The organism is Anaerobacillus sp. 63XJN7_5_ISO-PGPR-S23-430 (assembly GCF_056173695.1).
Map to the genome: position 1 here is coordinate 3,458,494 of NZ_CM149686.1, position 15,296 is coordinate 3,473,789.

The 15,296-nt window shown below is 39.5% G+C and carries 16 protein-coding genes and 1 pseudogene; 2 read left to right on the forward strand and 15 right to left on the reverse strand.

Features of this window, described 5'->3' with window-relative positions; all coding sequences use genetic code 11:
• Positions 1–48: 48 nt before the first annotated feature.
• From AC0VYJ_RS18075 to AC0VYJ_RS18100, 6 genes are all read right to left on the reverse strand, one after another.
• The gene (locus AC0VYJ_RS18075; protein WP_475365807.1) at positions 49–1,152 is read right to left on the reverse strand and encodes an NADH:flavin oxidoreductase; all 1,104 of its coding nucleotides are present in this window, start codon (positions 1,150–1,152) and stop codon (positions 49–51) included.
• A gap of 261 nt (positions 1,153–1,413) precedes the next feature.
• On the reverse strand, positions 1,414–1,881 hold the full coding sequence (locus tag AC0VYJ_RS18080) for a divergent PAP2 family protein (RefSeq protein ID WP_475365808.1): 468 nt from the start codon (positions 1,879–1,881) through the stop codon (positions 1,414–1,416).
• A gap of 181 nt (positions 1,882–2,062) precedes the next feature.
• A complete protein-coding gene (locus tag AC0VYJ_RS18085; RefSeq protein ID WP_475365809.1) occupies positions 2,063–2,434 on the reverse strand; it encodes a VOC family protein in 372 nt (123 codons plus the stop codon).
• A 129-nt stretch (positions 2,435–2,563) separates the two neighbouring features.
• Positions 2,564–3,454, reverse strand: a complete 891-nt coding sequence (locus tag AC0VYJ_RS18090) for a MutS-related protein (RefSeq protein WP_475365810.1) — start codon at positions 3,452–3,454, stop codon at positions 2,564–2,566.
• Positions 3,451–4,515 (reverse strand): MutS2 family protein, encoded by a 1,065-nt coding sequence (locus tag AC0VYJ_RS18095; protein ID WP_475365811.1) that lies wholly within the window; start codon positions 4,513–4,515, stop codon positions 3,451–3,453. The genes AC0VYJ_RS18090 and AC0VYJ_RS18095 overlap by 4 nt, the downstream gene beginning before the upstream one ends.
• Before the next feature lie 415 nt (positions 4,516–4,930).
• Positions 4,931–5,698: an SDR family NAD(P)-dependent oxidoreductase gene (locus tag AC0VYJ_RS18100; protein ID WP_475365812.1), complete on the reverse strand. Its 768-nt coding sequence runs from the start codon at positions 5,696–5,698 to the stop codon at positions 4,931–4,933.
• 196 nt (positions 5,699–5,894) lie between these two features.
• On the opposite strand from AC0VYJ_RS18100, the gene AC0VYJ_RS18105 reads away from it, so the two are divergent.
• A complete protein-coding gene (locus AC0VYJ_RS18105; RefSeq protein ID WP_404683253.1) occupies positions 5,895–7,247 on the forward strand; it encodes an alanine/glycine:cation symporter family protein in 1,353 nt (450 codons plus the stop codon).
• Between the two features lie 38 nt (positions 7,248–7,285).
• On the opposite strand, the gene AC0VYJ_RS18110 is transcribed toward AC0VYJ_RS18105, so the two are convergent.
• The 7 genes from AC0VYJ_RS18110 to AC0VYJ_RS18140 form a co-directional block, all read right to left on the reverse strand.
• Entirely contained in the window at positions 7,286–9,010 is a 1,725-nt protein-coding gene (locus AC0VYJ_RS18110; RefSeq protein WP_475365813.1) for an ABC transporter ATP-binding protein, read from the reverse strand.
• Positions 9,011–9,258: 248 nt separating this feature from the next.
• Positions 9,259–9,894 (reverse strand): nitroreductase family protein, encoded by a 636-nt coding sequence (locus AC0VYJ_RS18115; protein ID WP_194218849.1) that lies wholly within the window; start codon positions 9,892–9,894, stop codon positions 9,259–9,261.
• A gap of 116 nt (positions 9,895–10,010) precedes the next feature.
• Positions 10,011–10,511 carry a Crp/Fnr family transcriptional regulator gene (locus tag AC0VYJ_RS18120; RefSeq protein ID WP_475365814.1) on the reverse strand — a complete coding sequence of 167 codons (501 nt, stop codon included), beginning with the start codon at positions 10,509–10,511 and terminating at the stop codon, positions 10,011–10,013.
• 71 nt (positions 10,512–10,582) lie between these two features.
• Positions 10,583–10,999: an RrF2 family transcriptional regulator gene (locus tag AC0VYJ_RS18125; RefSeq protein ID WP_194218847.1), complete on the reverse strand. Its 417-nt coding sequence runs from the start codon at positions 10,997–10,999 to the stop codon at positions 10,583–10,585.
• A 70-nt stretch (positions 11,000–11,069) separates the two neighbouring features.
• The gene (locus AC0VYJ_RS18130) at positions 11,070–11,420 is read right to left on the reverse strand and encodes an IDEAL domain-containing protein (protein ID WP_242057233.1); all 351 of its coding nucleotides are present in this window, start codon (positions 11,418–11,420) and stop codon (positions 11,070–11,072) included.
• A gap of 84 nt (positions 11,421–11,504) precedes the next feature.
• Positions 11,505–12,512 carry an LLM class flavin-dependent oxidoreductase gene (locus tag AC0VYJ_RS18135; RefSeq protein WP_475365815.1) on the reverse strand — a complete coding sequence of 336 codons (1,008 nt, stop codon included), beginning with the start codon at positions 12,510–12,512 and terminating at the stop codon, positions 11,505–11,507.
• 218 nt (positions 12,513–12,730) lie between these two features.
• Entirely contained in the window at positions 12,731–13,492 is a 762-nt protein-coding gene (locus AC0VYJ_RS18140; protein WP_475365816.1) for a DeoR/GlpR family DNA-binding transcription regulator, read from the reverse strand.
• A gap of 285 nt (positions 13,493–13,777) precedes the next feature.
• On the opposite strand from AC0VYJ_RS18140, the gene purU reads away from it, so the two are divergent.
• Positions 13,778–14,644, forward strand: a complete 867-nt coding sequence (purU, locus tag AC0VYJ_RS18145) for a formyltetrahydrofolate deformylase (RefSeq protein WP_408962563.1) — start codon at positions 13,778–13,780, stop codon at positions 14,642–14,644.
• A gap of 43 nt (positions 14,645–14,687) precedes the next feature.
• Here purU and AC0VYJ_RS18150 read toward each other — a convergent pair whose 3' ends face one another.
• Both AC0VYJ_RS18150 and AC0VYJ_RS18155 read right to left on the reverse strand, forming a co-directional pair.
• Complete coding sequence (locus tag AC0VYJ_RS18150; RefSeq protein ID WP_136948892.1) at positions 14,688–14,774, reverse strand: YjcZ family sporulation protein; 87 nt, start codon at positions 14,772–14,774, stop codon at positions 14,688–14,690.
• Between the two features lie 119 nt (positions 14,775–14,893).
• Positions 14,894–14,998: pseudogene (locus AC0VYJ_RS18155) on the reverse strand (YjcZ family sporulation protein); the annotation flags it as partial.
• Positions 14,999–15,296: the final 298 nt, after the last annotated feature.

Here is a 15,296-nt window from a genome sequence, read left to right on the forward strand (position 1 = left end):
AATACTTGGTTTTATTATAAGCAGTCAAATTATGACCACTTCACTTATTTAGTATAATTTTTGGAGAGCTTCTTTATCAAATGGTAATAAATCATCTGCGCGGCCATCACGTACTTTGCTTACCCATTCAGGGTCCATTAATAATGAGCGACCAATTGCTACAAGATCAAACTCTTCACGATCAAGCTTTTCAATCAAACCATCAAGACTTGTCGTATTTGCTCCAGCAAAGCTTGTAAATTCTCCATCTAGTCCGACTGAGCCTACTGAAATAACCGGCTTACCAGTTAGTTTCTTCGTCCAACCAGCTAGATTCAATTCGGAACCTTCAAATTCAGGCTCCCAGAAACGACGTGTTGAGCAGTGGAAGATATCTACTCCAGCTTCAACGAGCGGCGTTAGGAACTGTTCTAATTCCTCAGATGTAGTCGCAAGCTTCGCTTTAAAATCGTTCATTTTCCATTGAGAAAAACGGAAAATAATCGGGAAGTCTGGCCCCACTTTACGACGGCAGGCTTTGATGATTTCTACAGCAAATTGAGTTCTCCCTACAAGATCGCCACCATAACGGTCAGTCCGTTTATTTGTCTGCTCATAGAAAAATTGGTCGATCAAATAACCATGTGCTCCGTGAAGTTCAATCGCATCAAATCCAAGTCGCTTCGCATCTGCTGCTGCATCTGCATACGCTTCAACTAGCTGTTCCACTTCTTCTGTTGTCAAAGGCTCGTTTACCTTCTCACCAGATAGTGCTAGACCTGAAGGACCAACTGGTTGTGCTTCTTCGTTTGGCAGTTCCCCCATTTTTCGGGTCATCCCAACATGCCAAAGCTGAGGTGCAATTTTACCGCCAGCTTCATGGACTTCTTTCACAACATTTTCCCAGCCTGCTAGTGCTTCTTCACCGTGAAAGACAGGAATGCTCGCACCTGAAACCGATGAAGGATGGTTAATCCCAGTTCCTTCTGTCACTATTAGCCCCACGCCATTTTCTGCTCTACGGCGATAATAACCAGCTACATCTTCACCTGGTACGTTTCCTGGTGAAAAGCCTCGAGTCATTGGCGCCATAACTGTGCGATTTTCTAAAGATAATTTTTCACTATTGAACGTTCTAAATAACGCTTCAGTTGTTTTCGTTGTATGTGTCAATTTATTTCCTCCTCTAACCTGTTTGCATTCATTATTATTTCAAAATCATTCTCCAAAAGAAAGAAATCTGTTTATGTAATGTGCTGGTGATCCGATGATTCCTGTAGAAAGCTATTAATCCCGCGATACTTAGGATATTTCCGCGAAAAGTCGATTTTTTCCGCTATAACTGAAATATATCCGCGATTTTGCGATTATTTCCGCGATCTGCCAATTCACGAAAAAAATCATAGGCGAAGCGCCTATGATTTCCTCTCTCTACTACTTATTCTCATATTTAGCTGAAAGAAAGCCTAAAGCTGACCCTAATATGGCTCCACCTAGGACCTCAACAGGTTGATGTCCAAGAAGCTCTTTCAACTCTTTTTCCCTTTCCACAAATTCCATGCTAGGGTAATCTCCAGAGATCGTCGCTAGATTATCCTCTAGATCGTTTACTAGAGCAGCAATTTCTCCTGTATGACGCCTAACCCCCTGGGCATCGTACATAACAATCACACCGAAAATAGTAGCGAGAGCCGTTTCTGTATGACGAGATCCTTTATTTGAAGCAATGTAAGAAGTAAGGGCTGCAACACCAGCTGAATGCGAACTAGGCATTCCACCCGTTGTCGCAACTTGCTTCACATCCCATTCTCCTTTTAACACCTTATGAGTTAGGATCTTCAAACCCTGAGCAATCGCAATTGAGGAAACTGCTGTTAAAATTCCTCTGTTCATTTTTTGCATCTCTCTCATCCTCCACTTTGCCATCTTTTCTGCCTGAGCAGAATGTTCTATTAGATGCATTACCCTTTAGGAAGGAATTTTACGCAGAGAATTTTTTTTAGGAAATCTACCACGCTTACATTCAAATTTCTTTCATGCAATCAAAGAAATCTTTAGTAGCTGATACAATCGATTCTCGATTTCATCTATGCTGATCAACAAGAATGGGATTGCCATCAGGGTCTTCTATTGTAAAACTCGTTGGCCCTTCACTTGATTCATCCGCTTCAGAAAGAATATTCACTCCGTTTTCTTTTAGCTGCTTTTGAAGTGTTCGAATATCTGTAAACACTTCAAGATTTTCAGCGTTCTCATCCCAACCTGGATTAAACGTTAGAATATTTTTGTCAAACATCCCTTGAAACAGGCCAATGACGGTACTGCCATTCTTCATAATGAGCCAATTTTGAGAAATATCTCCTCCAAACGATTGAAAACCTAATTTTTCGTAAAAATGCTTTGAGGCTTGGATATCCTTTACACTTAAACTTAAAGAAAAAGCTCCGAAATTCATATTCATACCTCCTCATTATAGTTGCTATAAACGATTCTTCTCTATTCCCTCCTTTACTACCTTCTTTTAATTGGATTAAGATAACGTTACTTATAGTGTGGTTCCAAACTAGAATTTTTTCTTTGCTTTTCAATACTCTTCATAATCAATTTTCACACCATCAATATGCTTGCGATTCATCAATTTCTTTTTCTTTCTGTTCTCAACAGTTTCAAATAGGATATCAAAATCATAATTCTCCGGATAAAGCTCGCTAGCAGGCAAGAGTAACTTTACACGCTTCGTATGAATCGTTTCTTTTTGGCCATTTATCATTACAATCAAATCCCCAAAATCGTCCATTGGTTTATAAACGATTCCTTTCTCTTTCAACGAAGGGATCGCTACACTATCTCCAATCGAATAATTCTCAAAAATCTTCTCGACCTCCACTTTTTTCTGGCTTCGCGGTTTCTCTACTTTTTTACTTTTTAGCTGCTGCTCATAGTGCCAGTTATCTTTTTGGTTGAACCCTTCTCGATAGGATTGCTTTTCTTGGTACGTGATTTCATGAGCTCGCTCAATAATATTCGGATGCATACCAAGACGTAATGCGATGGCAAATGCCTGACTTTCCCCTGGAACACCCATCCGTAGTTTAAACGTTGGACGCAATGTCTCTGGATCGAACTCCATTGATCCATTCTCAAAATCTGGATGAGCTGAAGCGAAATTTTTCATTTCACTATAGTGTGTTGTGGATAGAATAGTTGACCCCAGACGATTCAATTGTTCTAAAATGGAAACGGCAATACCCATCCCCTCACCGGGATCTGTACCCGAACCAAGTTCATCCAGAATAACAAGAGAATCCGGCGCTGCTGCTTGTAAAATAGAAATAATGTTCGATATTCGAGAAGAGAAAGTACTCAACGATTGTTCAATGCTCTGTCCGTCTCCAATATCAACTAATATTGATCCAAACATCCCAAAAACAGAAGACTCATCAGCAGGTATGTGTAAACCACATTGCACCATCATTGAAAGAAGCCCGACTGTTTTAATTGATACGGTTTTTCCACCAGTATTACGGTTTTTCCACCAGTATTGGGACCGGTTATCACAAGTCCTTTATATGCTTTCCCTAACTCAAGGGAAAGCGGTACAGCCTCATGAGAGAGTAAGGGATGACGACCATTTTGTAACTCAAGTATTGGCTCGCTTGATAGCTTTACTTGATTGCCATCAATCGCTACACTATATTTCGCCTTTGCAAAAATATAATCGTAGTGTGTCATTGTTTCAATGTTGATTGAGATCTCTTGCGCATATCGCTCCACTTCTCCAGTTAATCTGCTTAGAATTCGCTGTTCCTCCAAGTATTCATCTGCCTTTACTTCATTTAATTCCATTTGAACTTTACGAACTTCTTCAGGTTCAATATATACAGTCGAACCGCTTGAAGATTGGTCATGAACGGTTCCTTTTATTTGTTTCCGATATTCTTTCTTCACAGCGACAACATAGTGGCCATTTCGATCGCTGATGATCGTATCCTGAAGTGCCTTCCTTTTCGAAGATGAACGCAGAAGATGATTCAGTTTTTCTTTCACTCGTTCTTCATAAACGGTTATTTTCTTTCTAATTCTCCCAAGCTCCTTACTCGCTGCATCATCAATCTCACCATTTCTGATCGCTCGTTTCAATTCTTCTTCAAGATCTGTAATCTCATAAAGAGAATAGATATAAGTTGAAATTGTAGGCGCCAGCCATTCTTTCCCCGTCATAAACTGTTTCAGTTTCCGGCCGCTTTCGATTAAATCAAGCACAGTTATCAGCTGATCTGGCCGTAAAGGAACACCTTTGTTTAATTGTTTCATCACCTGGATAATGCCATGAAGACCATGAAGAGGGACGCTTGAACTTTTCTTAATAATTTCTTTCGCCTCTGTCGTTTCATTTAATCGATTTTGCACAACCTCTTTATCATGCAACGGTCTCATTTTCTGGATCTCACTTTTTGCTTCTTCTGAAAGGGCATAGTGAGCTACTTCGCTTCGAATTTTATCAAATTCAAGTGTTACCATAGTTTGTTCGTTCAATGTTCTTCCTCCTCGATTCGTATATGTTCGCGCATCTTAAGAAAAACTTCCATTCAATTAACATTCATGTCACTTCCTTTCCAACAAAAAAAGAGCTACGAATGAACACAGGTTCATTCGTAGCTCTTCTATAAAAGGGTAGACGACACCCATCCTCCCCATGCTTAAAAAGCATACAAAAAGCTGCGCACAGAGCGCAGCTGGAATGGTTGTTGTCATTCTTGAGCTTTTCTGTGTTCTTAACTAAATTGACAGAAGGCATATTTAAATAAGCATAGAATACATGCTACTTTAAAAGCCAATCCATCTATAAAATTACGTTAGTTAAGAATCACCGATAACATAAAATTTGCCCCTTTTACTTTTCAGGTTACATTTATTATAAATGGGAATCGTTGTTCTTTCAAGTTGCTTTTTAGAAAGCGTGTGAAGTCGTTCCGCCATCAATAACAATATTTTGTCCGGTCGTATAGCTCGCATACGGTGATGCAAGAGATAAAAAGGCTGGAATCAATTCATCTAACCGACCAACTCGATGCATAGGATTACTTCCTTTGATTTTATTTAAAAGAATAGGATTCTCTAATGCTATTTCGTTAAACGGCGTTTTAATAAAGCCAGGACTTATCGCATTAACAGTAATCCCGAGTGGGGAGAGCTCCTGTGATAACTGTTTTGTTAATTGCACTACAGCCGCTTTACTTGGACCATACGGGGTGGAAAAAGGGAGTCCAACTTCACTTGCCATCGATGCAATGTTAATAACCCTAGATCCTTCGCCTTCTTTTAAATCAGGGAGAACTGCTCTAGTCATCATATAAACTGATTTCACATTCGTTTCCATCACATCGTCCCATTCATCCGGTTCAAGATCTTCAATTGTCTTTCGAACAGTTTTCCCAGCATTATTAACGAGAATGTTAATTGTCCCTATGCTTTCATGAATGTCACTTATGATTTGCTGAATACTTCCCTCATTCGTGACATCTCCTACAAATGCAACGACTGATCTATTTGTTTCCTTACTTATTTCTTTTGCTGCATCTTCAAGAACTTCTTTTGTTCTACCAACAATGGCCACAGTAGCTCCCGCTTCGGATAGAGCACGTGCAATTGTTTTACCAATGCCTCTGCCTCCACCTGTAACGACGGCCACTTTATTTGTGAAATCAAAATACTTCATCTAGCATCCTCCTCTACTTTATCTACCATACAAAATATTCTTATTTCCATCCATTAGAGTGCTTCAAAGATGATGTAAAAACCTTATTTGTATCATTATTCGACAGCATCCTAAAATAATTATTTTGTATTTGAAAGGTAATTGTGGTAATTTGTTAGAATATTTAGTATTAAGATACATAAAGGAGGAGTTCTTATTGGAAGCAGCATTAAATAACATTAGTGGATTTGTATGGGGGTGGCCTCTGCTCGTCCTACTTGTGGGAACGGGTATTTACCTCACTATTCGCCTTGGGTTTCTCCAGTTTACCATGCTTCCATATGCGTTGAAGCAAGCCTTCACGAAGAAACAAGATAAAAACGCAGAAGGGGATATCTCTCACTTCCAGGCTTTGATGACGGCACTTGCCGCTACGATCGGAACAGGAAACATTGCCGGTGTCGCAACGGCTGTTTTTGTTGGTGGACCTGGTGCCGTTCTCTGGATGTGGATCAGTGCTCTCTTTGGAATGGCAACGAAATATGCTGAGGCAATCCTTGCTGTTAAGTACCGTTCGGTGAATTCGAATGGTGAAATGTCCGGTGGGCCGATGTACTACCTTGATAAAGGACTTAATATGAAGTGGCTTGGGATGATTTTTGCCTTTTTTGGTGCTTTCGCAGCTTTTGGAATCGGAAATATGGTACAGTCCAACTCAGTAGCAGATGCTGTCGCTACTTTCGGGATCGCTCCGTGGATTACTGGACTTGTCCTAATGTTCTTTACTGGAATGGTTATTCTCGGTGGAATTAAAAGCATCGGTAAAGTGACGGCTTACTTTGTTCCAGTTATGGCCTTATTTTATGTTATTGGTGGATTAGTCGTGATCTTTATGAATCTTAGTCTTGTTCCTGCTGCTGTTTCCCTTATCTTCTCAGACGCTTTTACAGGTGAAGCTGCTGCTGGTGGTGCCATTGGTGCCGTAATCCGTTATGGTGTAGCACGTGGGGTATTTTCGAATGAAGCTGGACTTGGCTCTGCGCCAATTGCGGCGGCGGCTGCTAAAACCGATTACCCAGGACGTCAGGCACTTGTCTCTATGACACAGGTGTTCATTGATACGATTGTTGTCTGTTCCATCACTGGAATCGCGCTCGTTATGGGTGATCTCTATGGTGGAGATTTGAACGGAGCAGCCTTAACGACAGCGACGTTCGAGAAATTCCTGGGTGTTCCTGGAGCGCTCATCGTTACAATTGGACTTATTTTATTTGCTTATTCAACTGTTCTCGGATGGTCCTACTATGGCGAAAAATGCTTCTCTTATCTTTTTGGAGACGCGTCGATTAAATATTATCGTTTCGTTTTCGTATTGGCCGTTTTTGTCGGAACAACGTTAAAACTAAACGTTGTTTGGCTTCTTGCTGATATTTTCAATGGCTTAATGGCACTACCAAACTTGATTGGACTTCTCGGTCTTTCAGGAGTTGTTGTCGCTGAGACAAAACGCTTCCTTGAAAAAGTGAAGGAAGAAAAAAGAGAAGCGCATTCAACGGGTGTATCTAATTAATACTTAAAAAAGGTGTCGGGAGATCCCGACACCTTTTCTTATAAACTTTCTTCAATTTGAAACTGTTGCTGAGCAAGCTCTTTATAAAGACGGCTTGTCATATATAGCTCTTCATGTGTGCCCTGATCTGATACAATACCGTTTTCCATAACTAAGATTTGATCGGCATGAACAACGGTCGAAAGACGATGAGCAATAACAATCGTCGTACGTCCCTTCATTAAATTGTTCAACGCACGTTGAACCTGAACTTCTGACGTACTATCAAGACTAGATGTAGCTTCATCCAACAAGAGAATGTATGGATTTCGAACAATCGCTCTTGCAATTGCAATCCGCTGTCGCTGCCCACCAGAAAGCTTGATTCCTCTTTCGCCAATTTCTGTATCAAAACCGTTTGGAAGATCTTGAATGAAAGGCAGGGCATAAGCTTGCTTTGCTGCCTCTTCAATTTTCTCATCCGAAACATCTTCTTCTAGCCCATAGACAATATTCTCTTTAATGGTTCCTGCTATGAGCGGACTTTCCTGAGAGACATATCCAATTTGCTTCCGCCATGAGACAAGTGAAAAGTCATGAATATTTTTTCCGCCAAGTGCGATTTCACCTTTTTGAGGTTGATAAAATCGTTCAATTAATGAAAATGTAGTCGTTTTACCGCTACCACTTGGACCAACTATTGCAGTGATTTTACCGGGTGGTACTTCAAAGGAAGCCTTTTTCAACACAAGTTCTTTCCCATAGGAAAATTCAACGTTATGAAATGAAAGCACCTTTGCTGGATCTTCAACTTCATCTCCGCTCAGTCGTTCTTCACTATCATGATCAAGTAAAAATTGCAGACGTTCTGTTGCGCCCATTGCTTTTTGGATTGCTGTTAAGAACCTTGCCATTGAGCTGAATGGAATAATGATTTGAAAAAGGTATAAAAGAAAAGCGACAAGCTCTCCAGCTGATAGTTCTCCTGTTGATACGCGAACGCCACCGTAGCCTACAATGACGACGAGAACCCCCATTAACAATAACGTCATAAGAGGCATAAGAAGGGCATAGATTTTCGCTTCCTTCATGCTGTAAGAGAAGACATTTTTAATGCCATTTTTCCCATTCTCTTCTTCCACATTCTCTGCCATCGAGAATTTCACAAGACGAACTTCTGATAATACTTGTGTGATTGTTGCTGTAAACTTAGCCGTTTCTTCCTGCAATCCCTTTGATACTTTATACATTCGCTTTCCGATAAAACGAATCCCAATCATCATAATAGGGACAACCGCAAGTAAAATGGCTGTTAATTTCCAATCAAGGTATAGTAATATCCCAATAGAACCGACAATCGACAGCGTACTCGTTAACAAACTAATTAAATGATTCGAGACAAGATCTTTTATTACTCCAGTATCATTCACAATACGACTTGTCGTATCCCCAACCCTATTGCTGTCAAAATAAGTTATTTGAAGGGAAAGGACTTTCTTCATTAAACGCTCTCTCAACCGAGCTACCACTGTCTCCCCTATATACAACAGGAGGTACATAGATAAACCAGAGAAGATCGCCTGAACAACAAAGGCAGCAATTAATAATGTAATAACTCCCGAAGAAAGCGAGCTACCTGAGAGCTGATCAACTAGATTTTTCGTAAAAAATGGCACGATTAATCCAGCTACGGTTCCAATCATACTCAATGCAATAGCAAGTGCTACAAGAGACTTTGAAGGATTTGTATCACGAATTAATTTTGATAGTCCGCGCCAATTCATTTTTTCTCCGTATTTGCTTTTTGTTCCATTATATTCCCCCTTACGATCTCTCCTTAGTATACCTTGTCTTATCGTTAAATCAGAAAACGGAATGGAAATCATTCCGACGTTTCATCATTTCTCAAATACACACTCGCTAGAAACACTATGAAAAATAAGTGTAGTGAGACTATTGCGTTTAGCTATCAAGACTATGTTAAGACAGAAAAAAGGAAGGGACAGTGCCCTTCCTTTAACATGATTTAAGATTAGAAGCTTTCTTTCACGACAACACGCTCAAGTGGGAAGCGAGCTGTTCCATGCGCTTCAACAGCTGCTTTACCAACAGAAATAAGCATTGTTGGAACATAACGTGAAGGAATGTTAAACTCTTCTACAAGGGCAACTGGATTAAAACCACCCATTGCCACTGTGTCATAGTCTTTTGCTTTTGCAGCAAGCATCAATTGCATTGCAGCCAACGAGCTATTCTTGATTGCTTCGCTTAAAGCAAAGCCTTCTCTTTCGTAAGCGCCATTGATTTGGCTAACAAGCGTTTCTTTTATAGCATTTTCCATAAATCCTAATTCGACTGCCTGGCCATAAATTTCTTCAGCATGTAGATTAGCTTCAAGGTCTCCTAGAATAACAATAGTAGCAGAGCTATCTACGATTTGCTGCTGATTAAAAGCAATTGGAAGTAGCTTTTCTTTTTGCTCATCACTTTCAATAACAAGGAACTTCCAATGTTGAAGGTTCCAAGAAGACGGAGCTTCAATCGTAGCATTTAAAATCTCATTCATAACTTCCTCAGGAATTTCGATTCCTTTCTCAAATTTTCTTACAGAATGACGATCTTTCATAACATCTAGAACACGATTGTTCTCTTGTACACTAACAGACATCGTTTATTTCTCCCCTTTTTCTATCCATAAAATTTCTCTCAATTGATGGTCTAATAACCTATCTCACCTATACTATAATGTAACATATATCATTACAGTTAGAAAACAAAAAATCATTAGCAATTGTGGCAGTATCTTCCCTTTTTGCTAGTATTTTTATTAATCAAATTCTGAAATCCATTTTTAACCTGCTTCACAAAAGAAGTTGCTGTGCGTTCAGGAAAATCAATGATTAATTTTAATCTTGAAAGCTCCGTTGTTAGTTTAATTGCTAATTCAGGGTAAGCCAGATACAAAGCACGATAGGACGTTTGATCAAGTTGAATGAGCTCAACATTAGTTATTGTTTTTGCATACAAGTTTTGATGTACAAAAATAGAGCGATTGCCCAAAACATCATTCGGCCCAAGAACTGCTAGAGACTCATTCATGTTATCCGCATGATAAATGGCAATATTACCACTTTTAATAATGTATACATCGCGATTTGTATGTTCTGGCTTTATCAAAAATCTTCCGTTGTTTCTCTTAATTAGCTGACCGGATCTTTCTAATCGATTCCAATCTTTCATATTAAGCTTGCTTCCTTCATTTCTTACCACCAGACCTGTACTCATGTCTGCTCACCCCCAATAATTTTATTGAAACTTTTTTTGTTACAGTTAAGATATAAAACAAAAACAATTACTTATAATTGTTTTTGTTTTAGGCTTTGAATAATATCACGAATCGTATATTGTTTCAAGAATGCTGTTAAATGATTCTCAGCATCTGTGAAAATATCGCCCAGTACATTTGATAAATTCGCTCCCACAAGACAATACTGATTCGAATCAGGACACCTTGGTTGGAGAGTACCTATAGAGGTAAGGTTATAGATCTTATCAAGCGTGACATCTTCTACACGACAAGATAAAGTAAACCCACCTCCAGCACCCTCTTTTGAAACGATATAACCGTTTTTCTTGAGTAAACTAAGAATTTTTCTCATACGAACGGGATGGACAGAAGCACTTCCGGCAAGATAATCACTAGTTGCCATCTGCCCTGGCTTAATTGCGAGCAAAGCCAGACTGTGTACGGCGAGAGTAAAATCACTATTCAATTGCAGCGCCTCCCAACACTTTCTTCCACTTCCATCCTATCGTACTTCTTTTGTAGCTGGCAAGAAAATTTTAACAGGGAACTGCTTCCTCCGACTCATGTCGAAGCTGCTTAAGTTGTGCAGAAAGTTCCATGAACCATTGTTTATCTTTCGTAATTAAAGAAACTTCAATAAGGTTTAACAAGAAGGATTCATCCTGTTCAAAATTTGGTTCCTCCAGCTGGGAAATACGATTCTGGAAAGTTTCGATTACTTTTCCTACAGTTTCAGGATTATCACATTCTAGAACAAATACTTTAATCGTTCCAAGATAGTTATTTACAGATTCAACATATCCATGAATTAGTTCATCATGGACTGACTTTCCTTTTACCCAATCACCTTTTTGATATTGAGTTTGTTGATGTAATTGATTCATCATCATTTACCTCCTTATTTGGAAGACTAGTTTGTGTTCCAACTGAGTCAAGGTATAGTGTAATTCTAATTATTACAGTTCATTTTGTCAAGAAGAGGGTTTCTCATCTATTTGAAATGCATCTGCAATGAGTTTATAAGACTTCAGTCGAGTTTGAAAATCGTGTGTAATCGTATTAATGATCACTTCATCTGTTTGATAAGCATTTGCTAATTCTTCAATTTGTTTTTTCACCTGGGTCGGACTACCTACGATCATTCTTTTTCTGTTTTCCCGAATCCGTTCTTTATCAAACACTGTATATGGAAAGCTACGCGCTTCATCAGGGGATGGAAATCCGTCACCTGACTTTCCTTGTTCGATTAATAAGATCGATAAATCCAAACTAGATGCCAAATATTCTGCTTCTTCTTCTGTTTCACCACAAATGACAAATATAGCTACATTTGTTTTCGGTGTCTCGTTAAATTCAGATGGTACAAAACGAGAACGATATTTGTCAACCACATTCGTTCCACCATATCCATTAATGAAATGTGCAAAGGTAAACGCAAGTCCGCGCTGCGCTGCCATCATTCCACTTGCCCCACTTGATCCTAACAACCACATCTCAGGTGCCGTGCTTCCAAGCGGTGTTGCTCGTACGTTCATTCTCTCAGGGTCTTCCCCTTTCAAATAGGCAGCTAGTTCGTTCACCTGCTCTAAATAGTTATCAATCCCCATACTGTTCCCCCCAGCGAGAGCTTTTGTAACATTCGGCATCCCTCCTGGAGCGCGTCCAAGCCCAAGATCAATACGATTGGGATTTAACGTTTCAAGCATACGGAAGTTTTCCGCTACTTTGTATGGACTATAATGTGGTAACAGCACTCCACCAGAGCCAATCCTCATACGCTTTGTGTTCGCTGCCAGATGTGAGATCAGGACTTCAGGACTAGACCCAGCCAGACTCTTCGTACTATGGTGTTCTGAAACCCAGAATCGATGAAAGCCTAGCTTCTCAACTTCTTGTGCAAGTACTGTTGTTTCTCTAAGTGCTTCTGTTGGCGTATTGCCTCTTGATACAGGTGATTGATCAAGTACGCTTAACTTCATATTCTTTCCGCTCCTTTAATGTAAAAATCATCATTACAGTTTATCTTATCAGATGAAAAATTGTTGACCAATAAATATGCTTACTTTTAGATGAACCTCTTCATACTAGTAGTTACCCTTTTAAGACACAAAAAAACGGACCGTCACGCCCAATTGGTTACGCCGGTCCATTCTTTAGAAAATCATAAGCTCTCTTTATATGACGTCATTCTAGAAACTTAAGTCTCTGCAACAACGAGCTTAACCTGATGTCGCCTTAGCATTTCCTGCACTTTCTCTTCAGGAATTTGATCCGTAATAATAAGATCAATATCTTCAAGATGAGCAAAAGTAAAAAACTCAGAACGATAGAACTTTGAATTATCAGCAAGTGCGATAACATACTGAGATTGTTGAATCATCTTTCTTTTCACCATTCCATCTTCTTCATGAGCAATGGTTAATCCCTGCTCTGAGATTCCTATGACTCCTATAAAAGCAATATCTGCATTGTAGGTCGCCACCTTTTCGACTACAGCCGAACCATATAGGAAACGATGATCTTTCTCGAGTTTGCCTCCAAGAAGATGAATATCAATATGACTTCCGCTCGATAGAATATCTGCTTGATGAATGGAATTTGTAATCACTGTTGCTTGTTTATCAATTAGAAATTCAGCGCATGACTGAACGGTTGTGGATGCATCAAGAATAACGACGTCACCAGCGTTAACATATCCTGCGGCCATTTTGCCTATTCGCTGTTTTTCCTTTGACACAACTTTTAAGCGGTCATGATACGACTGGATCTCATGACGAAGCTGAGGAAGTACGGCTCCACCTCTTGTCCTCGTAACGGCTTCTTCTTCTTCAAGCTTCACAAGATCACGTCTCGCCGTGTCTCTTGACACTTGAAATAACTCGCAAATTTGATCTACAGATATTCTTCCGTGTTTTTTTAGATGATCTAAAATCGCTAGCATTCTTTCTTCTTGATACACTTCCTACACCTCATTTCCATGCACTTACATTATAAGTTTTCGTAAGTAATAAATCAATATTTATTAAGTGTTTTCGATTTTATATAAGTTTTTATAAGTAATTCTGCTTATTCTTATTATTTCCTCTTATTGCCCCATGATGATTTTTCGCATCATTACAATGGTAAACAAGATAGAACTTAAACAGTCAGTTCACAGAAAAATCCTAGACCATAAAATCCTTTTGCGCTTTACCTTGAAATAATGTATTATTGAAAATATTTACTAGATAAATGGAGGCTAATGATGAAGGGAAATTTAGATAAAGGCATTTTATTAATATCTTGCCCAGATAGAGAAGGAATTGTTTCAGCTGTCTCAACGTTTTTATTCACAAATGGTGCAAATATTATTCACTCTGATCAGCATTCGACCGATCCTGTTTTGGGACACTTTTTTATGCGCATCGAATTTAGCCACCCTCAATTAAACGAACAATTAGGAGAACTTAAAAGGGCTTTTGAAGAAACGGCATCTCCATTTCAAATGGAATGGTCCATAACGGCTTCTTCTAAAAAAACTCGTCTCGCTATTTTTGCTACGAAAGAAGATCACTGTCTTCAAGAGTTGATATGGAGATGGCAATTGGGGGAGCTACATGCGGAAATTGGAATGGTTATTAGTAATCATCTAGACTTTAAAGAATTAACGGAAAGCGCTGGGATCCCCTTTTATCATGTTCCAGTGACAAAAGATTCGAAAGCACAAGCAACAGCTGAACATCTTCATTTACTTGAAGAGCAACAGATCGATACGGTTATTCTTGCAAGGTACATGCAAATCATACCTGAAGAAATTATTAACCTTTATCACAACGACATCATTAATATTCATCATTCATTCCTACCAGCCTTTATCGGTGGTCACCCTTATCAACAGGCCTTTGATCGAGGCGTCAAGATCATCGGGGCAACAGCCCATTATGTGAATGCAAAGCTTGATGAAGGTCCAATCATCGAACAGGACATCACTCGTATTACTCACCGTTATAATGTGAACGATTTGAAAAGACATGGCAAAGACATTGAACGCATCGTCCTCTATCGCGCAGTGAAATGGCACCTTGAAAAGCGTGTTATTGTTCACGGCAACAAAACAATTGTTTTTCAATAATGTTCCATAAGAAAAAGCACCCGAATCGGGTGCTTTGCTTATTTTAGTAAGCCCATACTGCGCCAACGATAATCAAAAGAATGAACAATACAACGATTAGCGCGAAACCTTGACCATAACCGTAACTCATGCGTATCCCTCCCTTCATGCTAATTTAACAAGAAAGGTTTAGTAGCCATATCCTCCGCCGTAACCGCCGTAGCCACCTTTTCCGTAACCACCACACTGACCGCCGTAGTTAGCTCCACCAACTGCCGCAGCTCCAACGATAATCAAAAGAATAAACAATACTACGATCAACGCAAAGCCTTTACCGTAGCCTCCGCCATGCCCTTGCTCTTTTCCACCACTCATTAGAAAACCCCCTTTCCTGGAAGGTTACTAATACTATATGTCGTAAGAAAAAGAAGGATTAGGCTGGTGTCCATAGTTAGATAGAATTATCATTTCTACTTATTTGTCACGCTTAAATAATGCCTGCTACAGCAAGTAAAATAATGACAAGAAGAATGAAAAGAATCAGAAACAAAATCAGTTCATCCACTGAGATCCCCCCGTATTTGGTCGTTTAATAACATATGTGACTCTGGGCGCGCCGGTGAATTCGCGTTCTCGTTTTCCAATTCATAACCAGATCATCTTATTGAGATCT

Bases quoted from the DNA above. Each gene is read 5' to 3' on its own strand.
- AC0VYJ_RS18080 (WP_475365808.1), bottom strand. From the start codon at position 1,881: ATGCAAAAAATGAACAGAGGAATTTTAACAGCAGTTTCCTCAATTGCG.
- AC0VYJ_RS18085 (WP_475365809.1), bottom strand. From the start codon at position 2,434: ATGAATTTCGGAGCTTTTTCTTTAAGTTTAAGTGTAAAGGATATCCAA.
- AC0VYJ_RS18090 (WP_475365810.1), bottom strand. From the start codon at position 3,454: ATGATGGTGCAATGTGGTTTACACATACCTGCTGATGAGTCTTCTGTT.
- AC0VYJ_RS18100 (WP_475365812.1), bottom strand. From the start codon at position 5,698: ATGAAGTATTTTGATTTCACAAATAAAGTGGCCGTCGTTACAGGTGGA.
- AC0VYJ_RS18110 (WP_475365813.1), bottom strand. From the start codon at position 9,010: ATGAATTGGCGCGGACTATCAAAATTAATTCGTGATACAAATCCTTCA.
- AC0VYJ_RS18115 (WP_194218849.1), bottom strand. From the start codon at position 9,894: ATGTCTGTTAGTGTACAAGAGAACAATCGTGTTCTAGATGTTATGAAA.
- AC0VYJ_RS18120 (WP_475365814.1), bottom strand. From the start codon at position 10,511: ATGAGTACAGGTCTGGTGGTAAGAAATGAAGGAAGCAAGCTTAATATG.
- AC0VYJ_RS18130 (WP_242057233.1), bottom strand. From the start codon at position 11,420: ATGATGAATCAATTACATCAACAAACTCAATATCAAAAAGGTGATTGG.
- AC0VYJ_RS18135 (WP_475365815.1), bottom strand. From the start codon at position 12,512: ATGAAGTTAAGCGTACTTGATCAATCACCTGTATCAAGAGGCAATACG.
- purU (WP_408962563.1), top strand. From the start codon at position 13,778: ATGAAGGGAAATTTAGATAAAGGCATTTTATTAATATCTTGCCCAGAT.
- AC0VYJ_RS18150 (WP_136948892.1), bottom strand. From the start codon at position 14,774: ATGAGTTACGGTTATGGTCAAGGTTTCGCGCTAATCGTTGTATTGTTC.